The following is a 13031-nucleotide window of genomic DNA, read 5'->3' as shown; positions in this document are numbered from 1 at the left end:
TTGCGTAACTTACCGGACAGTTACCTCCGGTAAGTCCTCGCGGTTACCGTCGAGTCACTTTCACTGCCCCCCATTCACTGTCCCCACAGTGGCACCCAGTGAGGAGTGACCCGTGCGTACCGCCCTGACCTTCGCCGTATCGGCCTCCCTCGTCGCCGGCACGGCCCTCGGCCTCGCGCCCGCCGCCCAGGCCGCCGAACAGTCCGCCCCCACCGTCCGGTTCGTCGACATCGCGGGCGAGGGCGGCACCGTCCTCAAGGCCAACGTCGTCACCCCGGCCGGCGCCGACGGCTCCGCCCGCCATCCCGTGATCGTGCTGCCCACGAGCTGGGCGATGCCCCAGATCGAGTACCTCGCGCAGGCCGAGAAGCTCGCCGACTCCGGCTATGTCGTGGTGAGTTACAACAGCCGCGGCTTCTGGCAGTCGGGCGGCGAGATCGAGACCGCCGGCCCCAAGGACATCGCCGACGCCTCGCTCGTCATCGACTGGGCGCTCGCCCACACCCCCGCCGACCCGGCGAAGGTCGGGATGGCCGGGGTGTCGTACGGCGCGGGGATCAGCCTGCTCGCGGCGGCGCACGACAAGCGGATCCGGGCGGTGGCCGCGCTCAGCGGCTGGGCCGATCTCATCGACTCCATCTACAGCGGCCGCACCCAGCACCTGCAGGCCGCGGCCCTGCTCGGCGGCGCCGGTTATCTGACCGGACGGCCCGGACCCGAACTCCGGCAGGTCCTCGGCGACTTCCTCTCCTCCAACCTGGCGAAGGAGGACGAGATGATCGCCTGGGGCCGTGTCCGGTCCGCCACCACCTATCTCGACGCGCTCAACGCCAGCCACCCCGCGGTCATGCTCGGCAACGCCTGGGGCGACACCATCTTCCCGCCCAACCAGTACGCGAGCTTCTACGAGAAGCTCGACCTGCCCAAGCGCCTGGAGTTCCGGCCCGGCGACCACGCCACCGCCGAGGCCACCGGCCTGTTCGGGCTGCCCAACGACACCTGGACCAGCGCCCACCGCTGGTTCGACCACTACCTCAAGGGCGCCGACAACGGCATCGATCGCGAGCAGCCCGTCCAGCTGAAGCCGCGCTCCGACGCCGGCTACGAGGGCTACCCCGACTGGAAGTCCGTCCAGGCGAACCGCCGCAAGTTCGCCCTCGACGACACCCGGCGCATCCTCACCGGCGTCGACTCCGGCGCCGACGGCGGAGTCGTGATGCTCTCCAACGCCCTCGACCAGTTCTTCAAGACCCCGCCCGTCGCCTCGATCCCACTGCTCCCGCGCGCCTTCGCGGCCGTGTGGCAGTCCGAGCGCGCCGACGCCCCGCAGCGGGTGCGCGGCACGGTGCGGCTGCACACGACGGTCACGCCGACCGCCGAGAGCGGCACCTTCGTCGCCTACCTCTACGACGTGGGCCCGCTCGGCCTCGGCAAGCTGGTGAGCAACGCCCCGTACACCTTCCACGACCGCACGCCCGGCCGCCCGTTCGCCGTCGACCTGGAGCTGTTCTCCACCGCGTACGACGTGCCGGCCGGCCACCGGCTCGCCCTGGTCGTGGACACCGTCGACCCGCTCTACATCGAGCACAACCCGGCCGGTGCGCGGCTGGCCTTCTCCTCACCGGCGGACGACCCCTCGTATCTGTCGGTGCCGCTGCGGACGGAGTGACCACCGGCTGCCGGTGACCGGCGAAGCGGTCAGTACTCGGCGGCCTCGCCGTAGATCTGGGAGAGCTCCGGGATGCCGGTCGACGCCCAGTCGAGGCCGGCCGCCACCACGTCGATCTCGCGGCCCGAGGCGAGCCGGACCACCGGCTGGCCGTCGGGCCGCAGCCGCCAGCCGGCGCCGGGCACGGTCCGTACGACGACCGTGCCGAGATAGAGCCCCGCGTCGTTGCCGAACCACGGCAGCTCCTCGGGGTCCTCGCGCCAGCGCGGCGGCAGCTGGTCGAGCGCGGCGAGCGAGCGCGGGGTGTCGTCGAGCCGCACCCCGGCCTCCTGGGCACGGGTGCGCAGCAGCTCGCACTCGGCGAGCAGCTCGGCCGCGCCCGCCGGGTCCCGGTCGAAGACCGTGACCAGCGGGGACCGTTCGGCCTCGTGCCGCTTGCGCCAGTTGTCCAGGAAGGGGATGTTCATCCGAACAGCGTCCCACCGCGCCCTGCCCGGCACCACCCGGCACGCGGAGATCATCCGCTGTCGCGGAGACCGTCAGACGTCGAGGTCGACGACGACCGGGGCGTGGTCGGAGGCGCCCTTGCCCTTGCGCTCCTCGCGGTCCACGTAGCTGTCCTTGACGGCGTCGGCGAACGGCTTGTTGCCGTAGACCAGGTCGATGCGCATGCCCCGGTTCTTCGGGAAGCAGAGCTGGCGGTAGTCCCAGTACGTGAACGGGTGGGCGTACTTCAGCGGGCGCGGCACCACGTCGTCGAGGCCGGCCTCGCGCAGCGCGGCGAGCGCGGCCCGCTCCGGCGCGGTGACATGGGTGGCGCCCTCGAAGGCGGCGATGTCGAAGACGTCGTCGTCGGTGGGCGCGATGTTGAAGTCGCCGAGCACGGCGAAGGGGCGCCCGGCCGCCGCGTCGTCGGCGACGGCCGCCTTCAGCGCCTCCAGCCAGCGCAGCTTGTACGCGTAGTGCTCGTGGGCCACCTCGCGGCCGTTCGGCACGTACACCGACCAGACGCGGACCGGGCCGCAGGTCGCGGAGATGGCCCGCGGCTCCTGCAGCCCCTCGTAGTCGGGGCCGCCGGGCAGGCCGGTGACGACGTCCTCCAGGCCGACCCGGGAGAGCAGGGCGACCCCGTTCCACCGGCCGGTGGCGTTGACCACCGACTCGTACCCCAGCTCGCGCAGCTCCTCGGTGGGGAACTGCTCGGCGGTGCACTTGGTCTCCTGGATGCACAGCACGTCGGTGCCGCTGCTCTCCAGCCAGGCCAGGAGCCGGGGCAGCCGGACGGTGATCGAATTGACGTTCCAGGTGGCGATGCGCATGTCCGCAAGCCTAGCCGCGGGGTGTGACAGTCACCGGGCGGCGTCTCACAGCTCGGTCGAGTCGCCCGGGGCGAGCCGGCGGTGGTCGGTGCCGCCGAGGGCGCCGATCTGGCGGTCGTAGATGGGGCGGGCCAGGTCGGTGAGGAGCGCGTCGTGGACGTCGAACGCGCGGACCGGCTTGACCTCGCGGACGTAGTCGATGACCTCGGAGATCTTGTTCCACGGGGCCATGACCGGCAGGAACAGCGTCTCCACCGGCCGGTCCGGGACGGTCAGCGCGTCGCCCGGGTGGAAGACCGAGCCGTCGACCAGGAAGCCGACGTTGGTGATCCGCGGGATGTCCGGGTGGATCACGGCGTGCAGCTCGCCGTGCACCTGGACGTCGAAGCCGGCCGCGGAGAAGGTGTCGCCGTGGCCGACGGTGTGGACGCGGCCCGGGAACGCGGCGGTCAGCTGCTCGGCGACGCTCCGCAGCGTCCACACCTCGGCGGCCGGGTTGGCGTCCAGGGCGGCGCGCAGCCGGGCCTCGTCGAAGTGGTCGGGGTGCTCGTGGGTGACGAGGAGGACGTCCGCGCCGAGCGCGGCGTCCTCCTCGGTGAACATCCCGGGGTCGATGACGAGCGTCCGCCCGTCCTTCTCCAGGCGGACGCAGGCGTGGGTGTTCTTGGTGAGCTTCACACCGGGCAGGCTACGCCTGCGGGGTCGTGTACTCCTCGATCACGCGGCGGACGACCCGCAGCGCGCTCTCGGCCGCCGGAAGACCGCAGTAGACGGCGGTCTGGAGCACGATCTCGCGCAGCTCGTCCGGGCTCAGGCCGTTGCGCAGGGCGGCCCGGGTGTGGTCGGCGAGGGCGTCGTGATGGCCGCCGGCGATCAGCGCACCGAGCGTGACGGCGCTGCGGGTGCGCCGGTCGAGGCCGTCGCGGCTCCACACCTCGCCCCAGGCGAAGCGGGTGGCGAGGGTCTGGAAGTCCGCGTCGAAGGGCTCGGCGAGGGCCTCGTCGACACGGGCGTCGCCGAGCACCTCGCGGCGCAGCTTGAGCCCGGTCTCGTACGGGTCGGGGCGCGGCGCGCCGGTCTCCTCGGCGGGTGCGGCCGGGGCGATCTCGCCGGCCGGGACGACGGGTGCGGAGACCTGCGGGGCGGCCGGGCCCGGCGGGACCTGCGGGACCTGCGGGGCCGGCATGCCGGGCGGCGCGGGGACGACGGCGAGGGCGCCGTGGGTGTCGTGGCCGAGCTGCGCGAAGTGGCCGGCGAGCAGCTCGGTGACGGCGGCGGGCTGTTCGACCGGGGCCAGGTGGGAGGCGCCGGGGACGACGGCGAGCCGGGCGTCGGCGATGCCGGCGACGAGGGTGCGGGCCTCGGCGGGTCCGGTGACCGCGTCCTCGGAGCCGACGAGCACGAGCGCGGGGATCGCGATCCGGCCGAGCGCCTCGCGGACGTCGAAGACCGCGAGCGCCTCGCAGGCGGCGATGTAGCAGCCGGGGTCGGTGGTGCGGATCATCTGCACGGCCCAGTCGACGATGGCGGGCTGGGCGCCGGCGAAGGTGGGCGTGAACCACTGCTCGGGCGCGCTGCGGGCGATCGGCTCCAGGCCGTTGGCGCGGACCATCACGGCGCGCTGGCGGAACTCGTCGGGGGTGCCGAAGCGGGGCGAGGTGGCGACCAGCGCGAGGGAGGCGACCCGGTGCGGGGCGCGCAGCGCGAGGTCGATGCCGATGGCGCCGCCGAGGGCGCAGCCGGCGTACCCGAAGCGCTGGATGCCGAGCTCGTCGAGGGTGGCGAGCAGCCGGTCGCCGAGCTCGGCGACGGAGCTCGCCGGATGGGCGGGGGCGCCGCCGTGGCCGGGGAGGTCGAAGCGGAGGACTCTCCAGGTGCGCGTGAGCTCGGCTATCTGCCGGTCCCACATGTGCCAGGTGGCGCCGAGCGAGGGCCCCAGGACCAGCACCGGAGCGTCGTCGCGGCCGTCAGCGCGGTATTGCAGGATGTTCGTCGGTGTCTCACTCACCCGCAAGACCCTCTCATCTCCCGCGGTGATCCAGCCAGCCGGGTCGAACCCGCCGGCTCCCGCCCCCGTCCTTCATCTCGTCCCGGTGAGGGTGGCGTACACCACGGTGTTGGCCTCGTAGCCGGTGCTCTCGGACCAGTCGCCGCCGCAGGTGATCAACCGGAGCTCCGGGCGGCCGGAGCTGCCGTAGACCTGGTCGTCGGGGAACCCGTCCTTCGGGTGGACCTCGACCTTGTCGACGGTGAAGAGGGCCGTACGGCCGTCTTCACGGTCGACCGCGATCTCGGTGCCGCGCGACACGGTGCCGAGCCGGTGGAAGACGGCCGGGCCCATCGGGGTGTCGACGTGCCCGGCCACGACGGCCGTGCCCGGTGCCCCGGGGGTGGTGCCGTCGGCGTACCAGCCGGCCACCGTCGGGGACGTCGCGGGCGGCGGCCGCAGCGCTCCGGTTCCGTCGAGTCCCAGGGGCGTCAGAGGAGCGTCGACGCCGATGGCCGGGATCCTGACCCTCGTCGGGTCCGCCGCGGGCAGCGGCAGGGGTGCGGGGCCGTCCGGGCCGGCGCGGACGCCGGTCCGGGCGGCGGACGGCCCGGCCTGCGCCGCCGTCGGGCGCGACGGGCCGTCGAGGTGCAGGGCGTGGGTCAGCAGCAGGGTGCCGGCGAGCGCCGTCCAGGCGAGCGTCTTGACCGACGGGACGCGCCTCGGCGGCCTTCCGGTGGTGGTGCGGGTGAAGCCGTTCCTCATGCCGATCGTGCCTCTGGTCGGTGCCGGGCCTCCGGGCCCGGGCTCCTCGCGGCGCCCGGGCCCGGAGGCGGGTGATCATGGCGAGGACCGGCGCAGCCTGATCACCCCGCCCGTGACGGCGGCACCGAGGAGCAGCCCGCCGAGAGCGAGCTGGACGCCGGTGCCGTCGGCCCCGGCGGCCGCGGCACCCCAGCCGAAGCCGGCGTCGACGGCACCGTTGGGACGGCCGGAGATCCGGTAGGTGACGGTCTGTTTGATCCGGGGCGGGCACTTGAGGGTCACCGTGTCCGTGCCGGAGTCGGCGTCCTCGGGCACCTGGAACTCGCCGACCAGGACGCCCTTCCGGTCGCCCGGCAGGAGGTGGAACTGGCCGGCCGACTCCGACTCGCCCTTGCCGTACGTCTCCTTGCCGCAGGCGGAGGTGGTGACGGTGACGGTCGTGCCGGGAGCCGCCTTCTCCGGGGTGATCCGGACGTCCCCGGCGGCGCCTCCGGCGGGTTCCGCCACCGCTGCCAGGGCGGTGGGGGCGGACAGGACGAGGGCGCCCAGGACCAGGGCGCTCTGCGGGACTATGCGGACGAGGCGCATGATTCTCTCCTTACGGTGGAGCCGCCTGGCCGGCTCGACCGCGCGGCGCCTGTGCTGTGCTCCGAGCACGAGCGAAACCCCGGCCGGTGATCGCCGCAACGGGAGGAACACGCGCGGGTGTCGCCCGGTCGGGCTCCGACGCGTCCGCGCCGTGATCATCGTCGCAGGTCACGGCGTACCGCCCGGGGCGTCGGGCCCGACGGCGCCCGGCGCGCGAACGGGCGAGGGACGCCGGACAGGAGCCCACCCGGGCGATCAGCGGTGGCCGGGTCGAACTCGCGCTCATAACTTCGCCATATGACCACACGACAGATCGCCCTCCTGGCGTGCACCGCGGCTCTCGCGGCGTCGGGGTTGGGCGCCGCCGCACCGACGGCACACAGCAGAACCGTGCACTGGGTCCGCCCCGGTGAATCGATCCAGAAGGCCGTGGACGCCGCCGGCCCGGGGGACACCGTCCTCCTCTCCCCCGGCACCTACCGGGAGAGCGTCCGCATCGCCACACCGAACCTGACGCTGCGCGGCTCCGGCGTCCTCCCCACCGTGCTCGTGCCCGGCACGGCCGACGACAGCGCGTGCGCGAAGGCCGGCAACGGCATCTGCGTCACCGGGACGGAGGGCCGTCCCGTCAGCGGCGTCACCGTGCACTCGCTGACCCTTCGGGGCTTCGCCAAGTCCGGCCTGTGGGCGTCGTGGACCGACGGGCTGCGGGTCCGGCAGGTGATCGCCGAGAAGAACGGCACCTGGGGCATCGCCCAGCAGGGGTCCGTGCGCAGCGAGCTGAGCCACGACATCGCCCGTGACAACGGCGACGCCGGGCTGTTCCTGGCCAACACCGTCGACAAGGAAGGGGGAGCCACCGACACCCACGGCACGGTGGTCAGCCACAGCCTGCTGTCGGGCAACCGGGTCGGCGTCACGGTCCGGCGGCTGCGGAACCTGAGCGTCGACCACAACGACATGACCGGCAACTGCGCCGCCGTGTTCGTGGTGGGCGACGAGTCCCTGCCGCGCGCCGGGGCGATGACCATCCGCCGCAACCACATCCACGCCAACAACAAGCAGTGCCCGAAGACCCCGCGCCTCCCCTTCCTCCAGGGCTCGGGAATCGTCCTCACCGGCACCGAGGACACCCTCGTCGCGAACAACCGGGTCGTGGACAACGTGGGCGACTCCCCGCTGTCGGGCGGCATCGTGCTGTTCAAGAGCTTCGTGGGCGCCCTCAACGAGCGGAACGAGATCCGCGACAACGTCGCGCTGCGCAACGGCAAGGCCGACCTGGCCAACCGCGACACCGGCAAGGGCAACACCTTCCGCGGCAACACCTGCGAGCTCTCCGAGCCCGCGGGCATGTGCTGACGGCCCCCTCTCCCCCCGTACCGCCTCCCACACGACACGACAGCAAAGGCAAGGCGAACACATGACGACTCTCGATTCCGCTCCCCCGGCGCCCATGCGGCTGAGGGAGCTCGTGTTCGGGGCGGCGGTCGCCGCCGCCGTGCGCGCGGCCGCCCGCCTGGGCGTGGCGGACGCCCTGGGCGACAGACCCATGACCGCGGAGGAGCTCGCGGCCGAGGTGAAGAGCGAGCCCCGGACCCTGCGCCGGCTGCTGCGCGCCCTGTCCTGCCAGGGCGTGTTCACGGAGCTCCCCGACGGCTCCTTCGCGCACAGCGAGATGTCCCGCCTGCTGCGCGAGGACGATCCGCACAGCCTCCGGTACATCGCGCTGTGGTGCACCGAGCCGTGGACGTGGAGCGTCTGGCCGAAGCTCGACGAGGCGGTGCGCTCCGGCCGCAACGTCTTCCAGGACGTGTACGAGCGGGAGTTCTTCTCGTACCTGCACGACGAGGCGCCCGAGTCCGCGCACGTGTTCAACCGGGCCATGACGACGTCGAGCCGGCAGTCGGCGCAGGACGTCGCCGAGCTGCTCGATCTGCGCGGGGCGTCGTCGGTCGCCGACATCGGGGGCGGTCAGGGGCACGTCCTGGCGAGTCTGCTGGACAAGCACCCCGGCCTCCACGGCACGCTGCTCGACCTGCCGGGGGTGGTGGAGAACGCCGATCCACGTCTCCGGGAGGGCGGCGAACTGGCCTCCCGGGCGCGGGTGGTGGCCGGCGACTGCCGCGAGGAGATCCCCGTACAGGCGGACGTCTACATCATCAAGAACATCCTGGAGTGGGACGACGACAGCACCCGCAGGACGCTGGCCAACATCCGCAGGGCGGCGCTCCCCGGCGCCCGTGTCGTGGTGATCGAGAACCTCGTGGACGACACTCCCTCCATGCGGTTCTCGACGGCCATGGACCTGCTGCTGCTCCTCAACGTGGGCGGTGCGAAGCACACCCGGCGGAGCATGGTCGAGCGGCTGACGGACGCCGGCCTGGTCATCGGCGAGATCCGCCCGGTCAACGCGTATCTGCACGCCTTCGAGTGCGCCGTGCCGCCCGCCTGACCGGAAGCGGGAACGAACCCGAGGCCGCCCGCTCCGCGTCTGTCGCGGAGCGGGCGGCCTCGGGTTGACGCCGGGCTCGCTCAGGAGCCGGCGTCGCGCTCCCAGCGGTAGAAGCAGTGCGCCATGGCGTCCTTGGGGCTGCGCCAGGTCGCCGGGTCGTACGCGCTGACGTACGCCGCCAGCTTCTCGCTGGTGCTGCGGAACTCCGGGTGCCCGGTCAGCTTGGCGATGACGGGCGCCGGGTCGTGATCGGACTCGATGAGGTGCAGATAGACCTCGCCGAACTGGAAGAGGCTGCGCCGGTTGACGCCGACCAGGTGCGGGAGTTCGCCGCGGTCGGACTCGGCGAACACGTCGGCGATGGCCGGCGCCGAACCGGGTTTCATGCGGGCGACGATCAGGGCGTGGTGCATCGGCTGTCCTTCCCTTCGGGGCGCGGTCAGGCGGACCGGACCGGTGCGGGCCGGCTCTCCCGGGCCGCCGCCTCGACACGGTCCCTGATCAGGGCCATCTGGACGCGGGAGTTGCGGTTGATGTTGTCCGTCATCCAGTCGTCGTCGACCGGGGCGTCGGGCTTCATCGCGAAGTCCTGCACCCAGCGCATCTGGACGCCACCGGGCAGCTGCTCGTACTCCCACCGGATGTTCATGTGGGCGAACGGTCCGGTCTCGACGCGGCGGGCGCGCACGGTCCGGCTCTCCCGGTCCACGGTGCGCTCCGACACCCAGCTCCAGACCGTCCCGTTCTCGTCCGGGTGCATGGTCAGGCGGAAGGTGGTCGTGTCGCCCTCGCGGGAGAGCACCTCGACGGAGGCGTACTCGCTGAAGAGCCGTGGCCAGTTCTCGATGTCGTTGGTCATGTCCCAGACGAAGTCGAGGGGGGCGTCGATGGTGATGCTGTTGTCGGTGTGTCCTGACACGTCAGACTCCGGTCTTGAGGGTGTTGTTGACGAGGTCGACGAACTCGGCCGGTGTCTTGCAGCGCTCGGCGTCGTTGGGCAGCGACACGCTGTACCGGTTCTCCAGTTCGCCGACGATGCCGAGCAGGCCGAGCGAGTCGACACCGAGGTTGCTGAACGGCGCGTCCGAGGCCTGCTCCAGCTCCACGGGATCGACGGTGACGCCGGCCGACGTCTTCATCAGCGTGGCCAGTTCGTCGAAGGTCAGTTCCTTGGTGATCATGTGTCTCCTTCCCCGCCCGGTGCTACCGGACGGATTCGCCGCCACGGCGCAACACGAGCGCCGCGTTGGATCCGGTGAGTCCCCGGCTCAGGACCAGGGCCGTGTTCAGCTCGGCGGGGCGAGCGCGGGACATCACCAGGTCGAGGTCGTAGGCGATGTCGAACACGTTCGGGGTGGGGGGCACCAGGCCGTGTTCCATGGCGAGCACCGCGGCGGCGGTGTCCAGCACGGGTGCCCCGCAGTAGGCGCGTCCGATACCGGTCTTGGGGGCGGTCACGGGCACGTCGGTGGCGTGTGCTCCCAGGGCGTCGGCGAGCGCGAGCACCTCGGCGCGGTCCGCCTGCGGTACGCCCAGGGCGTCGGCGAACACGACGTCGATCTCCTCGGGGGCGCAGCCGGCCTCGTCGAGGGCGAGCCGGATCGCACGCGCGAGTCCCTCCCGGGACTCCTCCCAGCGGGAGGCGCCGGTGAAGGTGGCGCCGCTGCCGGCGAGGGTGGCCCGGACCGGCGCGCCCCGGTCGCGGGCGCGGGCTGCTTCCTCGACGACGAGCATGGCACCGCCCTCCGCCGGCACGAAGCCGCGGGCTCCCGCCGTGAAGGGGCGGTAGGCGCGGTCGGGCTCCTCGGCGGTGCTGAGCTCGCGATAACCGAGCTGGCACACCATCGAGTACGGGGCGAGGGGCGCCTCGGCGGCACCGACGACCATGGCGTCGGTCCCGCGCCGCACGGCCCGGGCCGCGTGGGCGAGGGCGTCCAGACCGCCCGCCTCGTCGCTCGCGACGACCCCGCACGGCCCCTTGAAGCCGTGCCGGATGGAGATCTGGCCGGTGCTCGCCGCGTAGAACCAGGCGATGGACTGGTAGGGGCCGACGAACTTGGAGCCCTGTCCCCACAGCTTCTGCAGCTCGCGCTGGCCGAACTCACCGCCGCCCGACCCGGCGGCGGTGACGACGCCGATGGAGAACGGATCGCCGGGCTCCTCGTCCCCGCCGAGGCCGGCGTCGTCGAGGGCGAGCCGGGCCGCCGCCATGGCGTAGTGGGTGAAGCGGTCGGTCTGGACGACGAAGCGTTCCTCGATGAGGGCCGAGGCGTCGAAGCCCTCGACCTGGCCGGCGACCCTCAGGGGCAGGTGCTCGCATCCTTCGCGGGTGATCCGGGCGAGGAAGCCGAGGCCCTCCCGCACGGACTTCCAGTACGCGTCGGCGTCCAGTCCGTTGGGGGCGATCACACCGATCCCGGTGACGGCCGCCGACCGTGGCTGCGTGCTCATCGTGTCCTCCCACCCGGCCCTGTCAGCAGCACCGCGGACTGGAAGCCGCCGAATCCGCTGCCCACGGAGAGCACGTTCCTCAGCTTGCGCGGGCGGGCGGTGCGAGGCACGTAATCCAGGTCGCACTCGGGGTCGGGGGTCTCGTAGTTGGCGGTCGGAGGCACCACCTGGTGCTTCAGCGCGAGCACGCAGGCGGCGACCTCTATCGCGCCGATCGCCCCGAGCGAGTGCCCCACCATGGATTTGATGGAGCTCATGGGCGTGTCGTAGGCGTGCGCGCCGAGGGAGCGCTTCACGGCGGCGGTCTCGTGCCGGTCGTTCTGCCGGGTGCCCGAGCCGTGCGCGTTCACGTAGTCGATCTTCGTCGGGTCGAGCCGGGCCTGGCCGAGCGCGGAGTCGATCGCCCGCGACATCTCGATTCCCTCCGTGGTCAGACCGGTCATGTGGTACGCGTTGCCGTAGGTGGCGTAGCCGCTGATCTCGCAGTAGATGTGCGCGCCGCGGGCCCGCGCGTGCTCGTACTCCTCCAGGACGAGGACCGCCGCGCCCTCTCCCATGACGAAGCCGTTGCGGCGGTTGTCGAAGGGCTTGGAGGCGTGCTCGGGGTCGTCGTTGTCGGGGGAGGTCGCCTTGATGGCGTCGAAGCAGGCCATCGTGATCGGCGATATCGGCGAGTCCGACGCGCCGGCGATGCAGACGTCCGCCCGGCCCTCCTCGATGACGTGGAAGGCGTAGCCGACCGCGTCGAGACCGGAGGTGCAGCCGGTGGAGACGGTCTGCACGGGGCCGCGGGCCCCGACCTGTTCGGCCACCACCGCGGCGAGCGTGCTCGGCTGGAAGGCGGTGTGCAGCTGCGGGCCGGCCCGGTGGTGGTCCACGTCCCAGCGCTGTCCGGCCTCGCTGACCAGGACGTAGTCGTGTTCCAGGCGGGTGGTCCCGCCGACGGCGCTGCCCAGGGAGACCGCGACGCGCCAGGGGTCGCCGGCGGCGGTGTCGAGCCCGGAGTCGCGTACGGCCTCGTCCGCGGCGACGAGGGCGAACTGGACGTACCGGTCGGCGTGCTCGCTCAGTTCGGGGTCCAGCCCGTGCGCGGCCGGGTCGAAATCGCACTCGGCGGCTATCCGCGAGCGCAGGCCGGCCGGGTCGAACAGGGTGATGCCACGGGTCGCGGTACGGCCGTCGGCGAGGAGGTCCCAGAACGCCGCCGCTCCGGTGCCGCCGGGAGCGACCACCCCGATCCCGGTGACCGCCACGCGCCGGGTCACTCGAGGGCCCCGCTTCGCTCGGCCGCCTGTCCGGGGTCGCCCACGGTGAGGTGCGGCCCGGCTGCGGCGAGCTCGCCGTCCTCGGTGGCCTCCGTGTCGACGTGGCCGAGGCTCGGGCGCGGGGCGAGCGGGCCCAGGTGGAAGACCATGCGGGCCTCCACCGTGCCGACGTTGCGGAACCGGTGGCGCATGTCGATGGGGATGAGGAGCCCCTGATCGGGGTGGAGCGCGTACGTGTCGCCGTCCAGGTCCACTTCGAGCGCGCCCTGGATGACGTACACGAACTCCTCGGAGTAGGGGTGGTAGTGCTCACCGATGCGCTCGCCGGGCTGAAGGATGGCCAGGCCCATGAAGCCGCTGGTGGAACCCACGGTGGCGGGCGTGAGCATGGCCCGCAGGTCACCTCCGCGCCTGCGGTTGGGCTCCGTGTCGCTCAGGTTCACGATGCGGGGTCGCTGCTTGAGCATGGTTGATACCTCCGAGTGGAGCGGTTGCGTGCGGGGGAACGGCCGCGGCCCGGCACGACGGGCCGGCC

General features: G+C 72.6%; 15 protein-coding genes. 3 read left to right on the top strand and 12 right to left on the bottom strand.

Annotated elements, in window-relative coordinates; translation table 11 throughout:
• The first annotated feature begins 112 nt into the window (after positions 1 to 112).
• Complete coding sequence (locus tag ACIRSU_RS06395; protein WP_403789566.1) at positions 113 to 1669, top strand: alpha/beta fold hydrolase; 1557 nt, start codon at positions 113 to 115, stop codon at positions 1667 to 1669.
• Between the two features lie 29 nt (positions 1670 to 1698).
• On the opposite strand, the gene ACIRSU_RS06390 is transcribed toward ACIRSU_RS06395, so the two are convergent.
• From ACIRSU_RS06390 to ACIRSU_RS06365, 6 genes are all read right to left on the bottom strand, one after another.
• Positions 1699 to 2136, bottom strand: a complete 438-nt coding sequence (locus tag ACIRSU_RS06390; RefSeq protein ID WP_403789565.1) for a DUF6278 family protein — start codon at positions 2134 to 2136, stop codon at positions 1699 to 1701.
• A 72-nt stretch (positions 2137 to 2208) separates the two neighbouring features.
• Positions 2209 to 2988, bottom strand: coding sequence for an exodeoxyribonuclease III (locus ACIRSU_RS06385; RefSeq protein ID WP_403789564.1), 780 nt, complete (start codon positions 2986 to 2988; stop codon positions 2209 to 2211).
• A 45-nt stretch (positions 2989 to 3033) separates the two neighbouring features.
• On the bottom strand, positions 3034 to 3666 hold the full coding sequence (locus ACIRSU_RS06380) for an MBL fold metallo-hydrolase (RefSeq protein WP_403789563.1): 633 nt from the start codon (positions 3664 to 3666) through the stop codon (positions 3034 to 3036).
• Between the two features lie 10 nt (positions 3667 to 3676).
• Positions 3677 to 4996, bottom strand: a complete 1320-nt coding sequence (locus tag ACIRSU_RS06375; RefSeq protein WP_403789562.1) for an alpha/beta fold hydrolase — start codon at positions 4994 to 4996, stop codon at positions 3677 to 3679.
• A 72-nt stretch (positions 4997 to 5068) separates the two neighbouring features.
• Positions 5069 to 5740 (bottom strand): class F sortase, encoded by a 672-nt coding sequence (locus tag ACIRSU_RS06370; RefSeq protein WP_403789561.1) that lies wholly within the window; start codon positions 5738 to 5740, stop codon positions 5069 to 5071.
• 75 nt (positions 5741 to 5815) lie between these two features.
• Complete coding sequence (locus ACIRSU_RS06365; RefSeq protein WP_403789560.1) at positions 5816 to 6328, bottom strand: sortase; 513 nt, start codon at positions 6326 to 6328, stop codon at positions 5816 to 5818.
• Between the two features lie 297 nt (positions 6329 to 6625).
• Between ACIRSU_RS06365 and ACIRSU_RS06360 the strand changes: the two genes are divergently transcribed.
• Both ACIRSU_RS06360 and ACIRSU_RS06355 read left to right on the top strand, forming a co-directional pair.
• A complete protein-coding gene (locus ACIRSU_RS06360) occupies positions 6626 to 7687 on the top strand; it encodes a nitrous oxide reductase family maturation protein NosD (RefSeq protein WP_403789559.1) in 1062 nt (353 codons plus the stop codon).
• A gap of 61 nt (positions 7688 to 7748) precedes the next feature.
• Entirely contained in the window at positions 7749 to 8780 is a 1032-nt protein-coding gene (locus ACIRSU_RS06355; protein WP_403789558.1) for a methyltransferase, read from the top strand.
• A gap of 80 nt (positions 8781 to 8860) precedes the next feature.
• Here ACIRSU_RS06355 and ACIRSU_RS06350 read toward each other — a convergent pair whose 3' ends face one another.
• The 6 genes from ACIRSU_RS06350 to ACIRSU_RS06325 are packed head-to-tail and all read right to left on the bottom strand — an operon-like array spanning position 8861 to position 12963.
• Complete coding sequence (locus ACIRSU_RS06350) at positions 8861 to 9193, bottom strand: TcmI family type II polyketide cyclase (protein WP_403789557.1); 333 nt, start codon at positions 9191 to 9193, stop codon at positions 8861 to 8863.
• A gap of 26 nt (positions 9194 to 9219) precedes the next feature.
• Positions 9220 to 9699 carry an SRPBCC family protein gene (locus ACIRSU_RS06345; RefSeq protein ID WP_403789556.1) on the bottom strand — a complete coding sequence of 160 codons (480 nt, stop codon included), beginning with the start codon at positions 9697 to 9699 and terminating at the stop codon, positions 9220 to 9222.
• A gap of 1 nt (position 9700) precedes the next feature.
• Positions 9701 to 9961 carry an acyl carrier protein gene (locus ACIRSU_RS06340; protein WP_403789555.1) on the bottom strand — a complete coding sequence of 87 codons (261 nt, stop codon included), beginning with the start codon at positions 9959 to 9961 and terminating at the stop codon, positions 9701 to 9703.
• 22 nt (positions 9962 to 9983) lie between these two features.
• Positions 9984 to 11231, bottom strand: coding sequence for a ketosynthase chain-length factor (locus ACIRSU_RS06335; RefSeq protein WP_403789554.1), 1248 nt, complete (start codon positions 11229 to 11231; stop codon positions 9984 to 9986).
• On the bottom strand, positions 11228 to 12496 hold the full coding sequence (locus ACIRSU_RS06330; protein WP_403789553.1) for a beta-ketoacyl-[acyl-carrier-protein] synthase family protein: 1269 nt from the start codon (positions 12494 to 12496) through the stop codon (positions 11228 to 11230). Before ACIRSU_RS06330 ends, ACIRSU_RS06335 begins: the two co-directional genes overlap by 4 nt.
• Positions 12493 to 12963, bottom strand: a complete 471-nt coding sequence (locus tag ACIRSU_RS06325) for a cupin domain-containing protein (protein WP_403789552.1) — start codon at positions 12961 to 12963, stop codon at positions 12493 to 12495. Before ACIRSU_RS06325 ends, ACIRSU_RS06330 begins: the two co-directional genes overlap by 4 nt.
• Positions 12964 to 13031 lie beyond the last annotated feature (68 nt).

It is taken from the genome of Streptomyces sp. NPDC101160 (assembly GCF_044768205.1).
Lineage (GTDB): Bacteria > Actinomycetota > Actinomycetes > Streptomycetales > Streptomycetaceae > Streptomyces.
The sequence above is the reverse complement of the archived record's forward strand: the minus strand, read 5'-3'. Positions and strand labels throughout refer to the sequence as shown.

Excerpts from the sequence above, each read along its gene's own strand:
- ACIRSU_RS06350 (WP_403789557.1), bottom strand. The coding sequence starts at position 9,193 with ATGCACCACGCCCTGATCGTCGCCCGCATGAAACCCGGTTCGGCGCCG.
- ACIRSU_RS06365 (WP_403789560.1), bottom strand. The coding sequence starts at position 6,328 with ATGCGCCTCGTCCGCATAGTCCCGCAGAGCGCCCTGGTCCTGGGCGCC.
- ACIRSU_RS06370 (WP_403789561.1), bottom strand. The coding sequence starts at position 5,740 with ATGAGGAACGGCTTCACCCGCACCACCACCGGAAGGCCGCCGAGGCGC.
- ACIRSU_RS06355 (WP_403789558.1), top strand. The coding sequence starts at position 7,749 with ATGACGACTCTCGATTCCGCTCCCCCGGCGCCCATGCGGCTGAGGGAG.
- ACIRSU_RS06340 (WP_403789555.1), bottom strand. The coding sequence starts at position 9,961 with ATGATCACCAAGGAACTGACCTTCGACGAACTGGCCACGCTGATGAAG.
- ACIRSU_RS06390 (WP_403789565.1), bottom strand. The coding sequence starts at position 2,136 with ATGAACATCCCCTTCCTGGACAACTGGCGCAAGCGGCACGAGGCCGAA.
- ACIRSU_RS06325 (WP_403789552.1), bottom strand. The coding sequence starts at position 12,963 with ATGCTCAAGCAGCGACCCCGCATCGTGAACCTGAGCGACACGGAGCCC.
- ACIRSU_RS06385 (WP_403789564.1), bottom strand. The coding sequence starts at position 2,988 with ATGCGCATCGCCACCTGGAACGTCAATTCGATCACCGTCCGGCTGCCC.
- ACIRSU_RS06335 (WP_403789554.1), bottom strand. The coding sequence starts at position 11,231 with ATGAGCACGCAGCCACGGTCGGCGGCCGTCACCGGGATCGGTGTGATC.
- ACIRSU_RS06360 (WP_403789559.1), top strand. The coding sequence starts at position 6,626 with ATGACCACACGACAGATCGCCCTCCTGGCGTGCACCGCGGCTCTCGCG.